The 20,143-nt window shown below is 55.1% G+C and carries 20 protein-coding genes; 13 read left to right on the top strand and 7 right to left on the bottom strand.

Annotated elements, in window-relative coordinates:
• Positions 1–27 precede the first annotated feature (27 nt).
• The 10 genes from umuC (at position 28) to CKW09_RS15295 (ending at position 10,279) form a co-directional block, all read left to right on the top strand.
• Positions 28–1,356 (top strand): translesion error-prone DNA polymerase V subunit UmuC, encoded by a 1,329-nt coding sequence (gene umuC / locus CKW09_RS15330; RefSeq protein WP_231922173.1) that lies wholly within the window; start codon positions 28–30, stop codon positions 1,354–1,356.
• A gap of 39 nt (positions 1,357–1,395) precedes the next feature.
• Positions 1,396–1,548, top strand: coding sequence for a TonB-dependent receptor (locus CKW09_RS24580; protein WP_231922064.1), 153 nt, complete (start codon positions 1,396–1,398; stop codon positions 1,546–1,548).
• Positions 1,549–1,915: 367 nt separating this feature from the next.
• On the top strand, positions 1,916–2,665 hold the full coding sequence (locus CKW09_RS15325; protein WP_197701091.1) for a methyltransferase domain-containing protein: 750 nt from the start codon (positions 1,916–1,918) through the stop codon (positions 2,663–2,665).
• A gap of 15 nt (positions 2,666–2,680) precedes the next feature.
• On the top strand, positions 2,681–3,592 hold the full coding sequence (locus CKW09_RS15320; RefSeq protein WP_095098131.1) for a class I SAM-dependent methyltransferase: 912 nt from the start codon (positions 2,681–2,683) through the stop codon (positions 3,590–3,592).
• On the top strand, positions 3,589–4,707 hold the full coding sequence (locus CKW09_RS15315; protein WP_181907833.1) for a M50 family metallopeptidase: 1,119 nt from the start codon (positions 3,589–3,591) through the stop codon (positions 4,705–4,707). Before CKW09_RS15320 ends, CKW09_RS15315 begins: the two co-directional genes overlap by 4 nt.
• Positions 4,708–4,717: 10 nt before the next feature.
• The gene (tglA, locus tag CKW09_RS24885) at positions 4,718–4,852 is read left to right on the top strand and encodes a 3-thiaglutamate biosynthesis pearlin carrier peptide TglA (RefSeq protein WP_220376223.1); all 135 of its coding nucleotides are present in this window, start codon (positions 4,718–4,720) and stop codon (positions 4,850–4,852) included.
• A 63-nt stretch (positions 4,853–4,915) separates the two neighbouring features.
• A complete protein-coding gene (locus tag CKW09_RS15310; RefSeq protein WP_095100173.1) occupies positions 4,916–5,821 on the top strand; it encodes a DUF692 domain-containing protein in 906 nt (301 codons plus the stop codon).
• The gene (locus CKW09_RS15305; protein ID WP_095098128.1) at positions 5,811–6,605 is read left to right on the top strand and encodes a hypothetical protein; all 795 of its coding nucleotides are present in this window, start codon (positions 5,811–5,813) and stop codon (positions 6,603–6,605) included. The genes CKW09_RS15310 and CKW09_RS15305 overlap by 11 nt, the downstream gene beginning before the upstream one ends.
• A 43-nt stretch (positions 6,606–6,648) precedes the next feature.
• The gene (locus CKW09_RS15300; protein WP_167387251.1) at positions 6,649–9,024 is read left to right on the top strand and encodes a lantibiotic dehydratase; all 2,376 of its coding nucleotides are present in this window, start codon (positions 6,649–6,651) and stop codon (positions 9,022–9,024) included.
• Positions 9,014–10,279, top strand: coding sequence for an MFS transporter (locus tag CKW09_RS15295; RefSeq protein WP_095098122.1), 1,266 nt, complete (start codon positions 9,014–9,016; stop codon positions 10,277–10,279). Before CKW09_RS15300 ends, CKW09_RS15295 begins: the two co-directional genes overlap by 11 nt.
• A gap of 235 nt (positions 10,280–10,514) precedes the next feature.
• Here CKW09_RS15295 and CKW09_RS15290 read toward each other — a convergent pair whose 3' ends face one another.
• Entirely contained in the window at positions 10,515–11,465 is a 951-nt protein-coding gene (locus tag CKW09_RS15290) for an NAD-dependent epimerase/dehydratase family protein (RefSeq protein WP_095098119.1), read from the bottom strand.
• Positions 11,466–11,592: 127 nt separating this feature from the next.
• Positions 11,593–12,423: an alpha/beta fold hydrolase gene (locus tag CKW09_RS15285; protein WP_095098116.1), complete on the bottom strand. Its 831-nt coding sequence runs from the start codon at positions 12,421–12,423 to the stop codon at positions 11,593–11,595.
• Between the two features lie 168 nt (positions 12,424–12,591).
• Here CKW09_RS15285 and CKW09_RS15280 point away from each other — a divergent pair, with 168 nt between their 5' ends.
• Entirely contained in the window at positions 12,592–13,035 is a 444-nt protein-coding gene (locus CKW09_RS15280; RefSeq protein WP_095098112.1) for a MerR family transcriptional regulator, read from the top strand.
• 16 nt (positions 13,036–13,051) lie between these two features.
• Here the strand turns inward: CKW09_RS15280 and CKW09_RS15275 are convergent, their stop codons facing one another.
• The 4 genes from CKW09_RS15275 to CKW09_RS15260 form a co-directional block, all read right to left on the bottom strand.
• Positions 13,052–13,468: an RbsD/FucU domain-containing protein gene (locus CKW09_RS15275; RefSeq protein WP_061794752.1), complete on the bottom strand. Its 417-nt coding sequence runs from the start codon at positions 13,466–13,468 to the stop codon at positions 13,052–13,054.
• 48 nt (positions 13,469–13,516) lie between these two features.
• Positions 13,517–14,281 (bottom strand): SDR family NAD(P)-dependent oxidoreductase, encoded by a 765-nt coding sequence (locus CKW09_RS15270; RefSeq protein WP_061794751.1) that lies wholly within the window; start codon positions 14,279–14,281, stop codon positions 13,517–13,519.
• A gap of 38 nt (positions 14,282–14,319) precedes the next feature.
• The gene (locus CKW09_RS15265; protein ID WP_095100170.1) at positions 14,320–15,627 is read right to left on the bottom strand and encodes an MFS transporter; all 1,308 of its coding nucleotides are present in this window, start codon (positions 15,625–15,627) and stop codon (positions 14,320–14,322) included.
• Between the two features lie 234 nt (positions 15,628–15,861).
• Positions 15,862–16,908, bottom strand: a complete 1,047-nt coding sequence (locus tag CKW09_RS15260; protein WP_095098109.1) for a LacI family DNA-binding transcriptional regulator — start codon at positions 16,906–16,908, stop codon at positions 15,862–15,864.
• Positions 16,909–17,195: 287 nt separating this feature from the next.
• On the opposite strand from CKW09_RS15260, the gene kynA reads away from it, so the two are divergent.
• Together kynA and sbmC are read left to right on the top strand one after the other, a co-directional pair.
• Complete coding sequence (kynA, locus tag CKW09_RS15255) at positions 17,196–18,038, top strand: tryptophan 2,3-dioxygenase (RefSeq protein ID WP_095098106.1); 843 nt, start codon at positions 17,196–17,198, stop codon at positions 18,036–18,038.
• Between the two features lie 43 nt (positions 18,039–18,081).
• Positions 18,082–18,549, top strand: coding sequence for a DNA gyrase inhibitor SbmC (gene sbmC, locus CKW09_RS15250; RefSeq protein ID WP_061794747.1), 468 nt, complete (start codon positions 18,082–18,084; stop codon positions 18,547–18,549).
• Positions 18,550–18,778: 229 nt separating this feature from the next.
• Here sbmC and CKW09_RS15245 read toward each other — a convergent pair whose 3' ends face one another.
• Positions 18,779–19,675 (bottom strand): PhzF family phenazine biosynthesis protein, encoded by an 897-nt coding sequence (locus tag CKW09_RS15245; protein WP_095098103.1) that lies wholly within the window; start codon positions 19,673–19,675, stop codon positions 18,779–18,781.
• Positions 19,676–20,143 lie beyond the last annotated feature (468 nt).

Raw genomic sequence — 20,143 nt, 5'->3', positions numbered from 1 at the left:
CGTTCACCGGCCTGGGCGGCAGATAAGATGTTCGCCCTGGTGGATGTGAACAGCTTTTACGCCTCCTGCGAGACGGTGTTCCGGCCGGACCTGAAGGGGCGGCCGGTGATTGTGCTCTCGAACAACGACGGCTGCGTGATCGCCCGCAGCGCCGAGGCCAGGGCGCTTGGCGTGCCGATGGGCGCGCCTTATTTCAAGATCAAGGACGAGATGCGTCGCCGCAACGTGGCGGTATTCTCTTCCAACTACGCGCTGTATGCCGACATGTCTCGCCGGGTGATGGATACCCTGGAAGAGATGGCGCCGGCGGTGGAGATTTATTCGCTGGACGAAGCCTTTCTGCGGCTGGACGGGTTGGGCCGCGGCGTGGCGCTGGAGCGGTTTGGCCAACAGGTGCGCGACAGGATCCAGCGGGAGCTGCATTTGACGGTCGGCGTGGGCATTGCGCCGAGCAAGACGCTGGCCAAGCTGGCCAATTACGCCGCCAAGAGATGGCGTAAAACCGGCGGGGTGGTGGATTTGTCGGACCCGGCTCGCCAGCGCAGGCTGCTGGCGCTGATCCCGGTGGAAGAGGTGTGGGGCGTCGGCCGCCGGTTGACCCGGCAGCTGCAGGCGATGGGCATTCACAGCGCGCTGCAGCTGGCGGACTGCGATACCCGCCTGGCGCGCAAAACCTTCGGCGTGGTGCTGGAGCGCACGGTGCGCGAGCTGCGCGGCGGATCCTGCCTGCAGCTGGAGGATCAGGCGGCGGCCAGGGAGCAGATCATTTGTTCGCGTTCGTTCGGCCAGCGCCTGACGCACTACCCGCATATGCGCGAAGCGATCTGCAGCTACGCGGAACGCGCGGCGGAAAAGCTGCGCCAGGACGAGCGCTATTGCCGCAACGTGTCGGTGTTTATCAAAACCAGCCCGCACTCGGCGGGCGAGGGGTACTACAGCAATGTGGGCACCGCCCGGCTGCGCACCCCGAGCAACGACAGCCGCGACATCATCGCCATGGCGGTGCGCGCGCTGGATAGCATTTGGCAGGAAGGGCGCCGTTACCTGAAGGGCGGCGTGATGCTGGGGGATTTCAGCGCCGGCGCCATGGCGCAGATCGACCTGTTCGACGACTGCCCGCCGCGGCGCAACAGCGGCCAACTGATGGCGACGCTGGACAAGCTGAACCGGGAAGGGCGCGGTCGCGTCTGGTTCGCCGGCCAGGGCATCGTCAAGCCCTGGCAGATGAAGCGTGAAATGCTGTCGCCGGCCTACACCACCCGGCTGGCGGACATTCCGCGGGCGCGGCTGGAGGGGGGAAGCCCCTCGGGGGACCTCAGAGCACCGGCGCCGCTAGCCGGAGCCGATCGCCAGTAGCGCGCATGGGCCGTTATTCACGCATTCGCCGGAATGTGCTTGCTGTTTGGGCACTATAAGGTCACCCCACAGCTGTCGGTGCAGGCTAACCTGAACAACCCGTTCGATAAAACTTACGACACCTCGGTTGACCGCTATGTGGTCTACGGCGCGCCGCGCAATTTCGCCGTCACCGCCAACTACCGCTTCTAAGCTAGTGCATATGGTCCCTTTGGTCCGGCTTTGGGCTTGCCGATGAGCGCACCTTATGTTCAAGGTCAAGGACGAGATGCGGCACCGCAACGTGGCGATGTCCTTGGCAAAAGACATCATGAAATTGGTTATATAAAGATATGCATATATAATTTTTATTTTTATGATTGGAGGTTGGTAAATATTACAGTCAATTAATATAATAAAAATGAATATATTAATAATGACGGTGCGCGTGGAGCTGCTTCATTGTATTTGAAAGTAAAGCAAAAAAAATAAATCAGGCGTGGTCATTGATTAAGAACTCTTAAAATGATAAATAATATTTACATTGCTAACAATTTATTATCATTCTTGATGGGGCGTCATGACGAGTATGGACAGTGTAACCGAGTCGTCTTTGGACCATGTGGGTGATGGGATCGATTCTTTAAATGCAGCATGGAGTTTTGGCGGTAACACCCCAAAGAATTTTGACTCTCATGTCTCGAAATCGGTACCTAAATATCATGATGGGCACGAGCTTATTCTTTCGCTTAGTGATTTCTTTATCAATAAAAACTCCGTTGTTTATGAGCTTGGAAGCTCAACGGGGGCCTTAACCCGCAAACTGGCCAAACGCCATCCCCTGGGTGCCAAATTCGTTGGTATTGATATTGAAGAAGCCATGACACAACAGGCCACTATTCAGCTTGCCGAACATGCGGAAAATAAAAATGTGAGCTTTCTTACGGATGATATTCTGAACTTTCCGTATGAAAAAAGCGATTTTATCGTTGCGTATTACACTGTGCAGTTTATTCCTCCGTGTGTTCGCCAACAATTGCTCGATCGTATTTACCAAAGCCTCAACTGGGGTGGTGCCTTCGTGCTATTTGAAAAGGTACGCGGTCCCGATGCCCGTTTTCAGGACATCATCAGTAGTCTGTATGTTGATTACAAAGTTGAGCAAGGGTATGCCGCGCATGAGATCTTGGCCAAGTCGCGTTCCCTAAAGGGAGTTCTCGAACCGTTTTCCGCGGCAGGTAACCAAGATATGCTTAATCGCGCCGGATTTTTGGATGTGATGACCATTTTTAAACATATCTGTTTCGAAGGATTCTTCTGTATTAAGTGATGGGATAAATTGGAAATGGATATCAGATCCGTACGGCATTATCTGAGTTTATTGCAAATGCGACAAGATTATCAGGCAACGCACGTTGCGTGTGAAATCTGTAGCTCAACGGCCTGTTTGACTTTATTGACGTACGTCCGCGGGCCACATGAAAACACCGTCGCGTTGCCAATAGTCGGCTGTAGTCAATGTGGACATATTTACCAAGCATATCGTTTTGACGCTCAGTTTTATCAAGACTATTACGATAAATTTTATCGTTTGAATTTATTCGGCGATGATGTGCCAGATAAAATGTTTTTCCTGGATCAAATCAAACGGGGTGATTACCTCTACAAGAACCTAAGTCAATGGTTACCCGAACGGGGACGACTGGTCGATGTGGGCTGTGCTGCTGGTGGATTAATGATCCCGTTCGCCAAACGAGGTTGGCATGTAAAGGGAAACGATCCGGATAGCGCTTATGCCCAGTATGGAAAAGCGCTAGGGTTGAATATTGATACGGTCAGCGCTGAAGAAATGACCGCAGATGAACAAGCGGATCTGATTATAATTAACGGTTCACTAGAACATGTCTATGACGTCAATCAGGTGATGGAAAAATGCCAAGCCATGGCGAAAACGCAAGGATTGCTGTTGATCGAAGGTCGTGCGTTGGGCTATGGCATGCAGCAGGGTTATCTGACCCACAATCATCGGCGTTTTTTGACTCCGCACAGTATTGAGCTGTTGATGCTCAAACATGGTTGGACGCCGATCTTAACCACGGAAACACCGCTATGCGGGCCGACAAGGCCGGGGGCTGTTTTTGTGCTAGGTCGGTTCGGTCGTGCGGACAGTACGGTATTTTCAGCTGTCTGCGTAACCGGGCGTAACCGGTTGCAGCAGTTTTATCGGCCTTGGTTTGAAACTATGGGGGCCGCATGAGCGATAGCATAATACCGATAGCAGCGACACCCGCTCCCTGCAAATATCGCGATGAACTGATTTGTGAACCGGTAGTGGGAAATGAAAAGCCGAAATTCCGTATTTATGATCCCCAAAATGACATCGCTTATGAACTTGGCAAAACTGAACTTGCTTTAGCGCGATTGTTTAACGGTGAGCGTACTGTGGAGCAGGTGCAATGGGCGGCGCAGGATCGTTTGCAAGCGACCATCACCTTGTCAAAGCTGGTCGCATTTCAAACACGTTTATTGCAACTGGGCTTATTGACGCATAGCGGTCAACGTGGCGGCCTCAAGCGCGACCCTGCCACCGGTATTACCTATGGCCCGCTGAAACGTTTTTTGCTGATCACCCTAGTGAAAATGAACCCGCAAAGTGGTTTGGATAGTCTCTACCGTCGGGTGCCATGGGTGTGTGCCCCACTGTTTAACGCATTGTTGCTGTTTGCTGTGGGAGGGGCCTTTGGGCTTTTGTTCAGCCAATGGCCGCAGTTTAGCCGAGACGTCATGACAACCTACACTCAAAGCTGGTTATGGTTGGCTTGGCACTATCCGGTAATATTGAGTTCTATCGCTATCCATGAATTAGGGCATGCGCTGAGTTGTCGTCATTACCGCGTGCGTGTTACTGATTTTGGCATCGGCGTGTATACGTTATTGGCGACTGGCTGGGTCAGGCCGGAACAACGGACATGGTCCGCACTGAGTCCCGGAAAACGAGCAATCACCATCCTGATGGGCCCTGCCGCCAGTTTTTATTATGCAGCGGTGGGCATTGTTATATGGGGAATAACGGGAGTCGGCTCGCCGTTCCATGATATGGCGGTCGTGATGATCGTCGCCTCCTGCCTGTCATTAATACCTACGCTGTTGCCAATTTTCAACGGTGATACCTACCTCGCGTTGACTGAATTGTTTAACCAACCCCGTTTGCGGCAACGTGCGTTGCGTTACTGCCGCCAACGTCTGGTAGGTAAGTCTACTGAAGATGATAAAAATAGCCGTCTCTATTGGTTAGTAAGCTTGTTCACCGCATTAGGCTGGGTGCTGGCCTGGTGCGGGATTGCCATGATGATTTTTCGTCTATTGCCCTAAGGAGAACCTGATGAAACCTGAAATGAAAGAAAATGAACAAAACCAAGTTGTGGAGCAACAGCCTGCGGATGAGCAGGTAGATAATCTGTTTGAAGAGTTTGATCTGGATGATATCGAAGTGATTGAAAGCAAAGTCTTTGCATAAACACTACTGCCCTGGAAACAGGGCAGCTTTGTTCCGACGGGGATTGTGGACGATATGACTATAATGGCAAAACCCACGGTAGTTGGAGTGGGTATTCAATATAACCCAGAAATACTGGACTGGTTTCCTTTTGAAACCTTGCACGTCGATTTGTTGGAGATACTGTTAGATAACATTATGGCGCCACTGGACGGGCCGCATATTATGCGCCCGGAAATGCGTGCGACGTTGGAGAAACTTGGTGAACGTTTCACTCTATTGGCGCATTCAAACTATGGTTGCGATTTTGGCTTTAATCCTTTGGCCAGCACTGCCGCGGTGCAGCGGCATATTCCATTGGCCAAGATGATCAACAGCCCATGGGTGGCTAACCACTGCTTTTACGGTGATGATTCCTGGTTGGATATTTGGAGCAGCCCACTGCAGTTTTCACAGCGAGAAGTGATCCGTTGCGCCGATCGCGCCGCTGAATTGCAACAACGTTATGGTATGCCGTTGGCCCATGAGAATGCCGCTTATTATCTGCCTTGTCCCGGAGCAGAAATGCGTGAAGCAGAGTTTCTTGCTCGTTTGGTGCAGCGTTCTGGCACTTTTTTGCATCTGGATTTACATAATATTTATGCCAACTCTATTAATCTTCCGAGTTTCGATCTGGCTGATTATCTTGACACTTTACCGCTGGAACGCGTGATTTCGGTCCATCTGGCCGGTGGCAGTTGGGCGGACGGTCTGTACCACGATTGGCACGATGCCGCCGTACCGGAGCCGGTGTGGGATCTGTATGAAGATCTCCTGTCGCGCACCTTGCCTTCGGCCATCGTGCTGGAGTATCAGGGACAGGCGCACCATGCGTTGACGCGGATAATGGACGCTAATGATGAGTCGATGATTGTCAAAGACGTGAAGCGTGCTCAGGCTATTTGGCAGCGAGCGGTGAGCGGTCAACAGGTGGTAAGCGATGGATGCTAAAATTGCCTGGCATACCTGGCGTAAGATCCTGCGCGATGAAGGGTTACAACAACAATTGGTTGACCGCCAATGGCAACCCCAGATTTGTGATGCATTTACGCCGGAAGAGCAAGCGGTGATTGCCGACTATGCTGAAAATATTGATCGTGCGAGGTGGTTTATTGAGAACTACCAATTCCGATTGGTAAATTCCTTTATTAATGCGCTGGAAAATGGTGCTCCGTTGACGTTGCGAGCGCTGCTTAATCGCGGCGTAGGAATGCCGCAACTGTCACGAGAGTTTTTACAGGCGCACCAATGGTATGATTATGGTCCACGTGTTTACACCTATTGTCGGGATATCCTCAATTGGCTGACTGCGGACGGGAAAAACCACGTATGGCCAGCGCCGTTGGTCGATTTAATGGAACTGGAGTCCCAAGTGGTATCGTTGTATCTGTCGCTGCAACAAGGAGTATTTTCTGAGGTTGCGGGAACTGCGGGTTATACTCACACCGGCATGGCCCGTCTGTACTGCAGCCAGTTTCGGCTTTCGCAGTGGTTGCGCGATAAAAAAACGCTGGGGCAAGCCATGCCACCACCCGGTGAGGAACACCTGCTGGTGACGTTGCCGGATTTGAACAGCCGTCATAAGTACCTATTGTTACCACCTCGTTGTGCCGCATTGTTTAACCAGCCCCCCGTTGCCGAAGCGCCTTTGGATGAGAGCGACCGGCCGTTTTTGGCACGTTTGGTCGCTGCAAATGCCTTGATGTGGCGGGAGGTAACGCATGAGGTGCGCTGATTATTTTTGGTTGCGTTCTGCGGGGTTTCCAGCGGATCAACTAATGCAGGCCACGTCGTTCCCCAGTCTGCCAGCCTTTACCTCACTGATGGCACTGCACCAATTGCGTGGGCGGTTATTACAGCAATTTGAGCAGCAGATGGCCGTCGTTGGGGAAGTGCAGTGTCGTAAGTTCGCACGTAAACTGGCGGCTCAACAGGCGGTGAGCGTGAGTGACTTGCCGTTGCCGTTACGCGATGTATTGCAACAACCACTCGATGAGTGGCACAACGTCAACGCGAAGATTGTGGCACAAGAAACTACTCTGCGCCCCGTGTTTGCCAACTTTAATGAGCAGGGACGCCAACAGTTGATTGATTTTCTGTCTCGGGCCGACGTATCGGAAGCGATATTCATTTCTAACCCTGATGCCGCACAGCGAATCAATGCACTGATCACTGAACGTCATGCGCCCCATGACAGTCGTAAAAAACAGAAAATTCGCTTGGGGTGGAGTTATGCCCAACGTTTTTGTACCAAGAATGATACCTGCAGCTTTTTTGGGCCGATCGCCTGGGGGCGCTTTGACGATCGGCAAACAGTGCTGGCCAATGTCAAGTGGAGCATGGGGTCGTGGCTTTCTCAGCGGAAGACTTTTTTTGAAAGCTGGGTAATACAACGCCTTGTTGCCCAGATAAACGCGCAGTGTCCGGAACCGATGTGTTTGCCGTTATCGGTTAACCCTGGCTGCTATCTACAGGGCGATGTGCTGCACTATCCGTTGGGTAAATCACGCCGCTTGACAGGCCCGACTTTTGATGTTTTGAAAGCATTGACGATGGCCGTTGTCAGTGAAAAACAGTTGCGTGACCGTCTGGATAACAACCCGGGGCAGGTAGTTAAACACTTGATTAGCGCTGGCATTGTGCAACGCGGTTTCCAGCTTTCGCCGCGTGATCCGGCCGCGTTAACCACGATATTAGAGGCAATGCGCACAGCCGCGCTGCCTGAACGTTTCGTTGCCCACTGGTCCGAATGTTTTCAGCGTTTGGAAAGACAACGTGAAACTTATGCCGGCGGCGATTTACAGCAGCGCCAGCAGGCATTGGCGGCGATGAACCAGACACTGAGTGATGCGGGGGTTTCGTTAGCGCGGGACAGTGGGAAGATGTATGTCGGGCGTTATCCGGTTTATGAGGATTGTGCCCGCGCCAGTACCCTGACGTTTAACCGTAAGTTGCAACAAGCGCTGGATGTGGATTTTGCACCGCTTATGTCGTTGTATCAGTGGCTCACTCGCGCTACAGGCGTTTTGTTGCATCAGGCCTGGTTGGATGTTTACCAGCTCATCCCGCCATGTCCGGATGGGCAAGACGTCAGTCTGTTGGCGTTTCTGCACCTATTGCATCCGCAACAAGCGGCGATCCAGCAACAGGTTTGCGACCGGGTCCGCACCATGCTGAATGAAGCCTGGCAACCGTTACTCAGCGTGGTGCATACCGAAGAGTTGCAACTTAGCGCGGCGCAATTAGAACAGGTATTGGCGGCACTGAATCAACAATGCCCTGCGGCCGCAGATTTTCCGGTATTTGGTGACGATTTCCATTCACCGGATTTCATGTTGGCAGCAGATAATCTGGAGGCATTGAACCGTGGGGAATACCAAGTGGTGCTGGGAGAGACGCACCCCGGGGTTCATACGTTGAGTCAACCGGTCGCCGCGCCGTTTTGCCCCGTAACGGCAGAGATTGACCAAGGGGTTAATGCGCTATTGGGGCGAGAACGACTGATATTAGCCGACTCGCCTGAGAGTTATCAGCGTTCACATATCGATTGGCCACTGGTATCCCATTATGTTCAGTTGATATTGCCGGGCGGTGGCGGCAGCGTTGCCGCTGAAAAACGTTATCCAGCGGGGCGCGCACGTCTGCATTGCAAGACAGGTCGCTTGACCGTAGAGGATATGGACGGCGCTTTTCACGAGGACTTATTGTGTGTCAGCGGCACCTCTCTGCATCAATTGCTGTTCCGACTGGCGGGAGATGTATTGCCACGCCACGAGCCTCGCCGCATCCGTGTGAATCGCACCCTGTACAAGCGGCGTACCTGGGCGTTTAACGCCGGTGGGTGGCCCGAGGCGGTGTCTGACGAATTCATGGCGTTTATCCAATGGAGAGACTGGCAACAGCGGCAGGCACTGCCTCGTTGGGTATTTATCAAGTGTGACAGTGAACCCAAACCGTTGTTTATCGATTTCGACAATCCACTTTCTTTAGACGCACTGGCGACGGCATTGAAGAAGGCGCGGGTGATTCAGGTATCGGAAATGCTACCGACACCTGATGAACTATGGTTCAACGATGCTCGTGGCCGCGTCTGCTGCGAGATACGTACCACATTCTCCCCCATTAAGCAGGAGACGACCGAGAATGCAGAATGAAGAGGTTTCTAGCGTAGCGATACAAGAGACGAAAAAAAGCTTCGCCATGCTGTTCTTAACGATATTTATCCCCTTCGGTATGGGGCACTTTATCTCCTACCTGTACCGTACCGTGAATGCCGTGATTTATAACGACCTTGCCAATGAGCTTCAACTGCCGGCGGAAAGCTTGGGGTTGCTGACCGGGGTTTATTTTCTCACGTTCGCCGCCGCTCAATTGCCCCTCGGCGTCATGCTGGATCGCTATGGTCCCCGTTCGGTACAAAGCCCGATGCTGTTGATAGCCGCCGCCGGTTCAGTGATTTTTGCGCTGTCACACAGCGAGGTAGGGTTGTTGATTGGGCGGGGGTTGATCGGCTTGGGCGTTGCCGGTTCCCTGATGAGTGCCATCAAGGCATGCTCCATCTGGTTACCGATAGACAGGCTGCCGCTCAGTACCGCTTGTCTGCTTTCGGTTGGCGGCTTGGGAGCCATGGCCTCGACGGCGCCGTTACACGCGGCGCTGACCTGGATCACTTGGCGAGATGCATTCCTGCTGCTGGCCGGGTTAACGGTGCTGGTGAGTGTGGTGATTCACTTTTCTGTACGCGGTGCTTTCATCTCGAAAAATACGCGTTTCAGCGATATGTGTCGTGAAGTGGGCCGTTTATACCGTTCATGGACCTTCTGGCGGTTGGGACTCTATTCGGTGTTTGCTCACGCGACTTACATGGCTATCCTGGCACTTTGGATGGGGCCCTGGCTGCACGACGTTGCCGGCCTGAGCAATGGACAGATGGCCAATGCACTGATGCTGGGTACGGTCGCGATGGTTGCAGGATCGCTCGGCTTTGGCTGGTTGACGGATTACTTGCGTAAATATGCGGTGCAACCGATTATGATTTGTGGCTGCGGCGTAGTGATTTTTGTGCTGTTTCAGGTGCTGATGTTAAGTGGCCTTTCCGTGTCACCTTACGTGATCACCATGGGATTCAGTTTCTTTGGCACCGCCGCCACCATGAACTATGCCATTGTGGCCCAGTCCGTTGAACCCGCGTTAGCCGGCCGGGTAAGCGCTTCATTCAATCTGGTGGTCTTTGTGTTGGCATTTATCGTGCAGTGGTTGGTGGGGGCGGTGATCGGTAACTGGGGCACGGTGGCCGGCAGTTATCCGGTGGTGGCTTACCAGTGGTCGCTGGTCCTGCTGATCGCCCTGCAAGTACCGGGTTTACTGCTGTGGTTAACCTTTAAACCCTGGAAACAAACACACGTTTAAAGACGTTCGCGTGCCGATCAGCCCTCAGATATGGACCCCATCAAGGCCAAGGGCCTGGAAAAGGGCATTTTACGATGGACGCCCCATATCAGAGCTGGAGTATTGGCATGCCTGATCTGAAATTATACCCACTTCCCTTCACATTGACGAAGCTTTTCTGATGCCCCTCGGGGGACCTCAGAGCACCGGCGCCGCTAGCCGGAGCCGATCGCCAGTAGCGCGCATGGGCCGTTATTCACGCATTCGCCGGAATGTGCTTGCTTGTCCGCTCATGCCAAATGTTTTCCAACCCTTCACGGTAAGTGGTGACGGTGAAATCTGGGAAGCGGCGTTTGAACTTTGCCGAGTCGAATATATTGTCATGCTGATACCGCGGCAGCAGCTCCCGCATTTCACGGGCTCCCTGCGAAAAGAGACCCGCGACGGCCAGGGCTGCTGGGCTGATGATCGAGTAAGCGACATCCTTACCGAACACCTCACCGGCCAGGGAAACAAACTGAGCGTAGGTGAGCCGATCATCGCAGCAGGGCAAGTGCCACGTCTGGCCGAAAGCATCGGGCGTATTACCGAGGATCGCCAGGGCCCGGCTGGCGTCAGGCGTCCAGATGAGCGTGCGCAGCTTATCGTCGCGAACCGGAACGCGCGCCTTCTTCGCTGCTTTAAGTTTGTCGATGATCAACGCATTGGTGAAGCTCTGCGTTTTGCCCGGCCCATAGAACTCCGGCGCTCGCCCGATAGTGACGGGCATGGCGTTTCGCGCCATTTCCTCGAGCACCATGTTCGCCATCAATGCGCGAACCCGCCCCTTGCGCCCCCTGGGGGCAAAGCCGGTTTCCTCGGTCTGCGGGGCGCCGTTCTGCGGATACATATAGGTGTTGTCAAAGTAGACAAAACGGGCGCCCACCGTGCGGCTCGCGTCCAGCGCATTCTTCAGCATCGTCGGGAACTGTTTCTCCCACAGTGCCGAATCCGGCGGCAACCCCGCGGCGAAGTAGAGAACGCTGCTGCCTTTGACGGCCTCCAGGGTCTGCTGCGCATCAAGCAAATCCGCCGCCACGGTGACATCGCCGTCATTGACCTTCCGCGGGGTGCGGCTGACCAATCGCAGGTCCGGGGTATACGCGCGCTTCAACTCACGCGCAAGTTCTTGGGCTATCTGGCCATTGGCGCCCAGGATGGTTTGCATTGTTGTTCCTCGCATCGGGATTAGGCCGCCAACGGCAGAGCGAATCTCCAACTCTGGCGTTTTGCCGGATGCTCTCAGAGACGGGCCCCGGCCCTGTCGTGAGCCGGGGCCCGCCCGATCCTGGGCCTCAGCTGTTCACAAATGCCAGCAGATCGGCATTGACCTGGTCGGCATGGGTGGTCGGTATGCCGTGCGGCGCCCCCGGGTAAGTATTCAGTTTGCCGTTTTTGACCAGCTTGGCCGAAAGCAGGCCCGAATCGTGGTAGGGAACCACCTGATCGTCGTCGCCATGGATCACCAAAACCGGGATGGAGATATTCTTGAGATCTTCGGTGAAATCCGTTTGCGAGAAGGCGACGATACCGTCGTAGTGCGCCTTGGCTCCGCCCATCATGCCTTGCCGCCACCAGTTCCAGACGACAGCCTCCGACGGATTGGCCCCTGGGCGGTTGTATCCGTAGAAGGGGCCTGCGGGGACGTCGTAATAGAACTGCGCTCGGTTGGCGGCCAGCTGCGCCTGGAAATCATCGAATACCGATTTGGGCGTGCCCTGCGGATTGCTGTCGGTTTTCACCATTAACGGCGGCACCGCGCTGATCAGCACGGCCCTGGACACCTTGTCCTCGCCGTGGCGCGCGATGTAACGCACAACCTCGCCGCCGCCAGTGGAGTGGCCCACGTGCATGGCGCCCTGTACGCCTAAATGCTTCACTACCGCGGCAACGTCATCGGCATAATGGTCCATGTCGTGACCGTCCCACACCTGGCTGGAGCGGCCATGGCCGCGCCGATCGTGGGCAACGACCCGGAATCCCTTGTTCACGAAGAACAGCATCTGGGCGTCCCAATCATCGCTGGACAGAGGCCAGCCATGGTGGAAGAAAATGACTTTTCCATTTTTTGGGCCCCAATCCTTGTAGAAGATATCAACGCCGTCGCGAGTGGTTACGTAACCCATGTCGTTTCTCCAATTAAGTCGGTGTCAAAGAGGGATGGTTATGTTGCGCTTAGCGCCGGGGCCTGCCGATTGCAGCCCTGGCCCGGTTTGCCTGCGGCCTTACGTTGACCGTGCAGAGAGTATAGGTTTAAAGTTAACTTTAAGGTCAATAGGGAGTCTGTAAACGGCATGAAGATTGGTGATGTGGCAAAAGCGACGGGGCTAGCGCCCTCTCGAATTCGTTTCTACGAGGCCGAGGGCCTGATCAGCCCCCCGCCGCGCCAGGGCAATGGCTACCGAAACTACTCACCCGACGTAGCGGGGGTTCTGAAAATTATCGACAACGCCCAGCGGGCGGGATTTTCCCTTGAACAGATCCGCCAGTTTCTGCCGCATGCGCAAGAAAACTGGGACCACGAGGGGTTAATGCAATCGCTACAAACCCGCGTAGCCGAGATCGAGCGATTGCAGAATCAACTGCAGGAGAGCAAAGAGGGGCTGATGACGATGATCGCCAACATTGCAAATCGACCCGAGGGCATCTCCTGCGGGGACAATATGCAGCGGTTGATAGGCCTGTTGCGGGATCCGCAGCTGTTATCGCCTTCAACCAACCCCGCCCCCGCAGCGTGAAGCGTCGGCCCGCACATCAGGCCACCGGCGCCACCGTCAGCAGCAGATTGGCGAAGCGGCGCCGTTCGCCGGAGGCGATCACCAGCAGCGTCCGATCCGATTTGACCGCCGCATAAAAATCCTCGCGCGCCAGGTGCTCGATGGCGCAGCTTGCAGGCAGCAATCGCCGATACTCGGCTTCGGCGCCGTTGATAAAGTCCGGCGGGCAGGCCATTAGCGCGGCGCTTTCCACGTTGATGCAGGTCAGGATTTTTTCCAGGATCAGCGGGGCCGCGAGCGTGCCGGGCGACAGGTTCAAATAAACCCGGGTCGCGTCTTTGGGCGCGTTGGTCACGCAGGCGTAGTTGCCGTCGGCGATTAACAGCTGGGATTTGTGCCCGCATTGCGCCAACGCGCAGAGCAGCTGCGGATGAATGAGGTCTGATTTAATCATGATGGCTCTCTCTGAGCAGGCAGCCGCAGCGGGCCGCCTGCGGGTGAGTTACATGCGGAAAATGCCGCCGTTGATATCGATGGTGGCGCCGGAGACGAAGCCGTCATATTCCGCGGCCAGGAAGGCGATCGCCCGCGCTACATCGTCCGGCGTGCCGGCCCGGCCCAACGGAATGGCGCGAATGGTTTCCTCCGCCGACTGTTGGGTGGTGTGGCGGTTATGGAAACGCGTGCCGAGGATAAGCCCGGGGGCGACGGCGTTGACCCGAATGCCATGCTCGCCCAGCTCCGCCGCCAGCGAACGCGTCCAGGTCAGCACCGCGCCTTTGGTGGCGGAATAAACCAGCGAGCCGGAATGGCCGCCGGAGCGGCCGGCCAGCGAGGCCAGATTGACGATGCTGGCGCCGTCCTGCGCCGCCTTCAGGAAGGGCAGCGCGCTCTGCGTAACGTTCAACATGGTGGTCAGATTCACGTCGAGCACGGTTTGCCAGAACGCGCGGTCGATCTCCCCCAGCCACTTGCGCCCCACGATACCGCCGACGTTATTGATCAGAATATCGATGCCGCCGAGAAACTCGGCGCCGGCCAAAACGCAGCGCGCGGTCTCGTCGGCCGAGGTTAAATCGGCGTAGCTGTAGGCCGCCTTTTGCCCGCGCGCCTGGGCCAGCGCCACTAACGCTCTGGGGCCTGACTCATCGCTATGGTAGTGAAAATAAATATCGCAGCCGGCCTGAATCAGCCGCTCGGCCGTTGCCCGGCCAATGCCCTGTTCCGCCCCGGTAATGAAGACTTTTTTGCCTGCGAGGTCGCCCATGGTTTATTTCTCCGTTGTTAACGTGGTCTGAAAAAGAGTTAAGAGTTGATGACGCCTTCACGCTGTTTGGCGCAGTAAAAAATGCAGGTCAGGCCGGTGGCCAGCAGGCATAAAGACAGGAAAACCAGCCCCGGGGTGCTGCTGTGGGTCAGATCGTTCAGCAGCCCCACCGCATAGGGGGCGACAAAGCCGCCGATATTGCCGATGCAGCTCACCACCGCCAGCCCGGCGGCGGCGGCGGCCCCGGTCGAAATGTTGGCGGGCATGGATAAAAATGACGGCACGGAGGTGTAAATGCCGATGGCGGCGATGCACAGGAAAGACAGCGAAACCCACAGGTTGTATTTAAAGAAGATCACTGCGCCCACCAGGCCGATGGCGGCGACCACCATGCTGATGCCGGCGAATACGCCGATTTTCCTGGTTTTGCTGGCCCACAGGCTCCACGGATAAACCAGCAGCGCGGCCAGGCCATAAGGAATGAGCGCCAGCAGGCTGACGTTGAAAATGTTGTCGCCGGAAATCGAGGTGAGGATGGAAGGCAACCACATGCCGAAGCCATAAATGCCGCACACCATGCCGAAGTTGAGCGCGGCATAGAGCAGGTATTTTTTGTTTTTAATGCCGTTGAAAAAGTCGGCCAGGGTGATTTTGGAGCCGGATTTGGAGCGGCTGGCGTTGTTCATCAGCCAGGCCTTTTCTTCGACATCGAGATAGCCGACGTCCTTGGGCGAGTTTTTGATGACAAACGGGATCAGCAGGCCGATGATCACCGGCGGGAGACCCTCGATGATAAACAGCAGCTGCCAGGGCTCCAGGCCGAACCAGCCGTGATCGATAGCGAGGATAAAGCCGGAGATCGGCGAACCGACGGCATTGGACAGCGGCTGGACGATAATGAACATGCCGAGGATTTTGGTGCGATACTTTTCCGGAAAGAAAACCGTGAAATAATAGACCACGGATGGGAAAAAACCGGCTTCACATACGCCCAGCATAAACCGGCAAATATACAGCTCCATCGGCGTGCGGACAAAACCGAGCAGGGTGGCGAAAACGCCCCAGGAAATGAGGATCCTGGCGAACCAGATGCGTGGCCCGAATTTTATGGTTCCCGCATTGCTGGGTATTTCAAACATGAAATAACCGATAAAAAATATGCCGGAGGCGAACCCGAAGGCCGACGCGGTTAGCCCCAGGCTGCTTTCCAGCGCCATCGCGGCATAGGCCATGTTGTTCCGGTCAAGAAAGGCCAGGAAATACAATAGGATCATCAAAGGGACAATATGCAGCGTAAGTTTCCTTATGGCGCTGCGCTCAATTTCCTGCTGCGTTCTTTTTTGCATGTTCGTTTTTCCCATGAGGGGCTCGGAATAATAGAATCTCTGGCTCATCGGAATGAGCTGAGCAATTAATTAAGCGTCTAGTAGAGATGTGTCTGATGTATTAATTACCGCCGTGCAAAAAAAACATTGGCGTGCATATTTATTTCCTCTGGTTTTGGCTAATACCGCTCCGGACAATGAAAGCCCGCTCATCGTCGAAACGCATTCGTTTTATATCGCGCCGTTTAATTGGCGCTAGCTTGTTTCGCTTCTGACCGACTGCCGGCTGATAAAGGACGGCGGAAAGAGAAATTCGCCTGGCGGCAGCGCATGGTTATTGATGCGGCTGATCAGGCGCTCGACCATCAGCTGCGCCATTTCCGCCAGCGGCGGCATTACCGAGGTCAGGCCGGGGTCGGCCAGGCTGGACAATGAAATATTGTCGATGCCGACGAGGGAAACCTCTGCGGGCACCCGCACGCCGGCGGCGCGCAACCCCGCCATCAACCCGATGCCCAGCGCGTCGTTAATCGCCACGATGCCGTCCGGTCGCGGCTGCAGGGCGAGTATTTTCGCCGCCAGGGTCAACCCCAGTTCGAACATTTCGCTGTCGCCATATTCGCTGCGGGCTGTGCCTTCGATAACCCGCCGGCGCACCGGCAAGCGGTGATGGCGCAGCGCCGCCAAAAACCCCTCTATCTTGTGGTTGCGGCTCATGGTCAGGGTCGCTTCGGTCGCAAAAACGACGTTTTGGCAGCCGCGTTCAATCAGATGCTGCGCGGCCAGGCGGCCCGCTTCCGCGTTGTCCATCGATACGCTGTCGAATATCCGGGTCTCTTCGGCCATGCTGTCCGAGAAGCGGTTATCGTAGCTGACGACCCTCATTCCCCGCTCGGCGGCCCGCACAAAGTGGGTTTTGCGAATATCGCTCGCCGCCACGATAATGCCGCGCACGCCGTGCGCGAACATATCTTCGATAAACGCCGACTCTTCGTCTTCTCGCCGGTAAGAGTTGCCGAGCAGCACCCGATAACGATAGGCCCGGGCGGACAAATCGACGGCATGAGCCAGCGCCGAAAAGCTGGGGTTGACGATCGACGGTACCAGCAGGCCAATGATTTTCGCCCGATCGTTATCGCGCGGCGCCGGGGGCCTGAGCGGCCGATAATCCAGCGCGTCCATCGCCCGCTCGATCCGCATCCGGGTTTCTTCGCCCATTTGGCCGGTGCGGTTATTCAGAACGTTTGAGACGCTGCTGATGGATACGCCGGCCAGCCGGGCGACATCGCGAATATTGGCCATCTTGTCGATATCCTTGCTTCTTGCCGGCTGCCGATATTCAGCAATCTATAAGGGAACCAGGGCGCAGGCAAGCTGCAACGGGCGGCGAGCCGCGGCCGGATATCGCTTTTGTGAAAATAGTCATGCGCCGGCGGATATGTTTACTAAACAGCGGGGCGGTGGGTATGACCGAGATCTGCGAGGCAACTCTCGTTTATAGTCCTTCGGGGGGGCGGGTTCTGTACTATTGTTTTCTCTTTGCAGCACGCGCCAGGCCGTTCCGGCGCTGGGCACCGCGGAGATAACAGATGAACAAACGGGAATTAGAAAGCGCGATTGTCACCGATTTTTCCAAACGCATGAGCTACGGCGACTACCTGTGCCTGGACCAACTGCTGGACTGTCAACATCCTCTCTCCAACCCGCAGCATCACGATGAGATGCTGTTTGTGGTGCAGCACCAAACCTCCGAACTGTGGATGAAGCTGATGCTGCACGAGCTGCAGGCGGCGCGGCTGCTGGTGCAGCAGGACAAGCTCAGCCACTGCTTCAAGATCCTCGCCAGGGTCAAACAGATCCAGCGGCTGCTGTTTGAACAATGGGCGGTGCTGGAAACGCTGACGCCGTCGGAGTATGTTGAATTCCGCGACGTGCTCGGCAACTCTTCGGGGTTCCAGTCGCATCAGTACCGTTCCATCGAATTTCTGCTGGGCAACAAGAATGCCGCCATGCTGGCGGTGTTCAGCAACGATGCGGAAAAACACGCGGCGCTGAAGGCGATCCTGGAAGCGCCCAGCCTGTACGATGAATATTTGTTGTACCTGGCGCGCCACGGCCTGCCGATCCCGCAGGAGTGCATCGAGCGCGACTGGACACAGCCTTATCAGCGCAACCCGAACCTGCTGCCGGCGTTCAAGGCGATTTACGACAACCCGCAGAGGTATTGGGAAGCTTATGAAATGGCGGAGAAGCTGGTGGATATTGAAGAGAGTTTTCACCTGTGGCGTTTCCGCCATATGAAGACGGTTGAGCGGATTATCGGCTTTAAAACGGGCACCGGCGGCTCCAGCGGCGTCAGCTTCCTGAAAAAGGCGTTGGAACTGACCTTTTTCCCTGAGTTGCTGGACGTGCGTACCGAAATCGGCGCTTAGCGGCCGGCCGGGCGCGGAACCTTAAACAGTGAGGGGAAGGGCGATGAGCATCAGGATTATCGATAAGGCGGCGGAGAAAGTGGTGGGGGTGCGGGTGGTGGGGCCTTATCCGCAGACCATCCCGCAGGGCTGCCAACGGCTGATGGCCTGGCAGCGGCGGCAGGGGGTGCCGCTCGGCAACCGGCTGGTGCTGTATTGGGACGATCCGGCCGAGGTGGCGCCAGAGCGGCTGCGCGCCGACGTGGCGTTTACCGTGGCGGACGATTTCATCCTGCCGGCGGGCAGCGAAGGCTTCAGCGTGCAGAGTTTGCCCGCCGGGCAATACGCGGTCTACAACGTGCGCGTCAGCGATGGGGACTTCGAACGGGTATGGGGGGATTTCTACCAGAAAGCGCTGCCGGCCAGCGGCTACCAGCCGGTAGAAGGCGTGAGCTACGAGCACTATCTCAACGACTGCGAGGCCGACGGTTATTATGACCTGGATATCTACCAGACGGTGCAGAAGTGGTGAGGCGGGGGATCGCGAGGCGGGAACGCGTCGCCAGGGGCTCCGTTGGAGCCTTGTTGATGGACCGATGACGTTGATGGATCGATGACGTTCATTTCTCCCGGCTAATCCGACTCGTCGAATAGCCCAAGGAGTTTTATATGATATCTGACGGGTTGGCTTTCACCTGCGGCGACCACCAGGACAATGACGCGGGATTTATCTGCGGACTCAACGCGTTGAAAGTACACATCTAAATGTTCAACCAGCCATCAATCAGCGTGCAACTCTTTCCGCCAATCCATGGCTCACCCTGAATAAAACGAACGTTGATCCGGCCTTCTCGATGTAGTTGAGTACCTTGCCGGACCTGATACCCCTGTGCCGTCAGGCCACCGTCGGGGAAGTTATTGGCCTTCAACCAACGGGCCAGGCACGCATTGGCGCTGCCCGTCACGGGATCTTCAACCAGGTTATCCCACTCAACCAGAAACGCGCGCATTTCGTAATCTGCAGGATCACCCGCTGAATAGGGACCATAAATCACTACGCCATCAACGTGACAAGCAATTTGCAGCTGTTTAATCACGGCTTGAACCGGTGTCACTCTCAGGCAGGATTGAGCGTCGGGCATACGTACCATAAGCCAGCGGATGCCCATGTCGGCAATCACCGGCATCGAATCTGTTGCAATAACCGCAGGTTGGAAAGCGGCCGTTAGCAATTCCTTTTCCTCAACGGCCATCGCGCGAAACGTCACCGCCGGTGCGGCAAACGCCAGGGTTCCTTCAGGTAAGATATTGACCGCAACCAGACCAACCCCACATTCTTGCATCACAACCCCCGGCCGTTTGGTCACCAACCCAGCCTCCAATAATGCATGGGCCGTACCCAATGTCGGATGCCCGGCAAAGGGCAACTCTTTCTCGGGGGTAAAAATGCGTACCCGATAATCTGCATCCGGATGAGTCGCTTTGAAAACAAAGGTCGTTTCCGAAAGGTTGGTCCAGCGCGCTAATGAAAGCATCTGCATTTCATTTAACCCTTCCGCCGCCAGGATCACCGCCAGGGGATTCCCCTGCAATGGCGAGGTGGCAAATACATCTACCTGTTTGTAGGCGCGTGGGGTTACCCTATCTCTACTGAGCATTTTCTATAATCCGCTATATACCAGGGTTGATTATGGTTTTATCTGATTATTTATATCAAGCTTTAACTGTTTTTGTTTTTTATTGTCGGGTTAATTTCTGTATTTATATTTTGAACAGGACTCATAGAGTTTTCTCCTAGGCCCGTCAAGTTTTTTACTCTCTTCTCTTAGAGGGAAGTCATTCTTGCCAAATACAACGTCATTCAGTGTTTCCATACCGCCAAATAATCCTTTAACATTGTCTATAAATCGATCTGGATCTGTATCAGCTTCTGAGTAAACATTTTACAGGCATTTGGCTAGACTAATCTCATTGTTGTTCGGTAATAATTCGATGATTGATTTTAAGTGTTTTCACCTTCATTAATCATAATAGCGGCCACTTACCTATAACTTTAACTCCAGGGATACCACAAGCCTGATGGATGACGATTTATTGATAAAATCCCATATGATATTGTTAACTCA

The organism is Serratia ficaria, assembly GCF_900187015.1.
Taxonomy (GTDB): Bacteria; Pseudomonadota; Gammaproteobacteria; order Enterobacterales; family Enterobacteriaceae; genus Serratia; species Serratia ficaria.
Note: the sequence above shows the minus strand (reverse complement) of the source record. Positions and strands in the feature narration are given on the sequence as shown.

Coding starts and splice junctions, on each gene's coding strand:
- CKW09_RS15280 (WP_095098112.1), top strand. CDS start 12,592: ATGAAGATTGGTGATGTGGCAAAAGCGACGGGGCTAGCGCCCTCTCGA.
- sbmC (WP_061794747.1), top strand. CDS start 18,082: ATGAGCATCAGGATTATCGATAAGGCGGCGGAGAAAGTGGTGGGGGTG.
- CKW09_RS15305 (WP_095098128.1), top strand. CDS start 5,811: ATGGATGCTAAAATTGCCTGGCATACCTGGCGTAAGATCCTGCGCGAT.
- CKW09_RS15325 (WP_197701091.1), top strand. CDS start 1,916: ATGACGAGTATGGACAGTGTAACCGAGTCGTCTTTGGACCATGTGGGT.
- umuC (WP_231922173.1), top strand. CDS start 28: ATGTTCGCCCTGGTGGATGTGAACAGCTTTTACGCCTCCTGCGAGACG.
- tglA (WP_220376223.1), top strand. CDS start 4,718: ATGAAACCTGAAATGAAAGAAAATGAACAAAACCAAGTTGTGGAGCAA.
- kynA (WP_095098106.1), top strand. CDS start 17,196: ATGAACAAACGGGAATTAGAAAGCGCGATTGTCACCGATTTTTCCAAA.
- CKW09_RS15260 (WP_095098109.1), bottom strand. CDS start 16,908: ATGGCCAATATTCGCGATGTCGCCCGGCTGGCCGGCGTATCCATCAGC.
- CKW09_RS15265 (WP_095100170.1), bottom strand. CDS start 15,627: ATGCAAAAAAGAACGCAGCAGGAAATTGAGCGCAGCGCCATAAGGAAA.
- CKW09_RS15310 (WP_095100173.1), top strand. CDS start 4,916: ATGGCAAAACCCACGGTAGTTGGAGTGGGTATTCAATATAACCCAGAA.
- CKW09_RS15285 (WP_095098116.1), bottom strand. CDS start 12,423: ATGGGTTACGTAACCACTCGCGACGGCGTTGATATCTTCTACAAGGAT.
- CKW09_RS15315 (WP_181907833.1), top strand. CDS start 3,589: ATGAGCGATAGCATAATACCGATAGCAGCGACACCCGCTCCCTGCAAA.
- CKW09_RS15300 (WP_167387251.1), top strand. CDS start 6,649: ATGCAGGCCACGTCGTTCCCCAGTCTGCCAGCCTTTACCTCACTGATG.
- CKW09_RS15295 (WP_095098122.1), top strand. CDS start 9,014: ATGCAGAATGAAGAGGTTTCTAGCGTAGCGATACAAGAGACGAAAAAA.
- CKW09_RS15270 (WP_061794751.1), bottom strand. CDS start 14,281: ATGGGCGACCTCGCAGGCAAAAAAGTCTTCATTACCGGGGCGGAACAG.
- CKW09_RS15290 (WP_095098119.1), bottom strand. CDS start 11,465: ATGCAAACCATCCTGGGCGCCAATGGCCAGATAGCCCAAGAACTTGCG.
- CKW09_RS15320 (WP_095098131.1), top strand. CDS start 2,681: ATGGATATCAGATCCGTACGGCATTATCTGAGTTTATTGCAAATGCGA.
- CKW09_RS15275 (WP_061794752.1), bottom strand. CDS start 13,468: ATGATTAAATCAGACCTCATTCATCCGCAGCTGCTCTGCGCGTTGGCG.
- CKW09_RS15245 (WP_095098103.1), bottom strand. CDS start 19,675: ATGCTCAGTAGAGATAGGGTAACCCCACGCGCCTACAAACAGGTAGAT.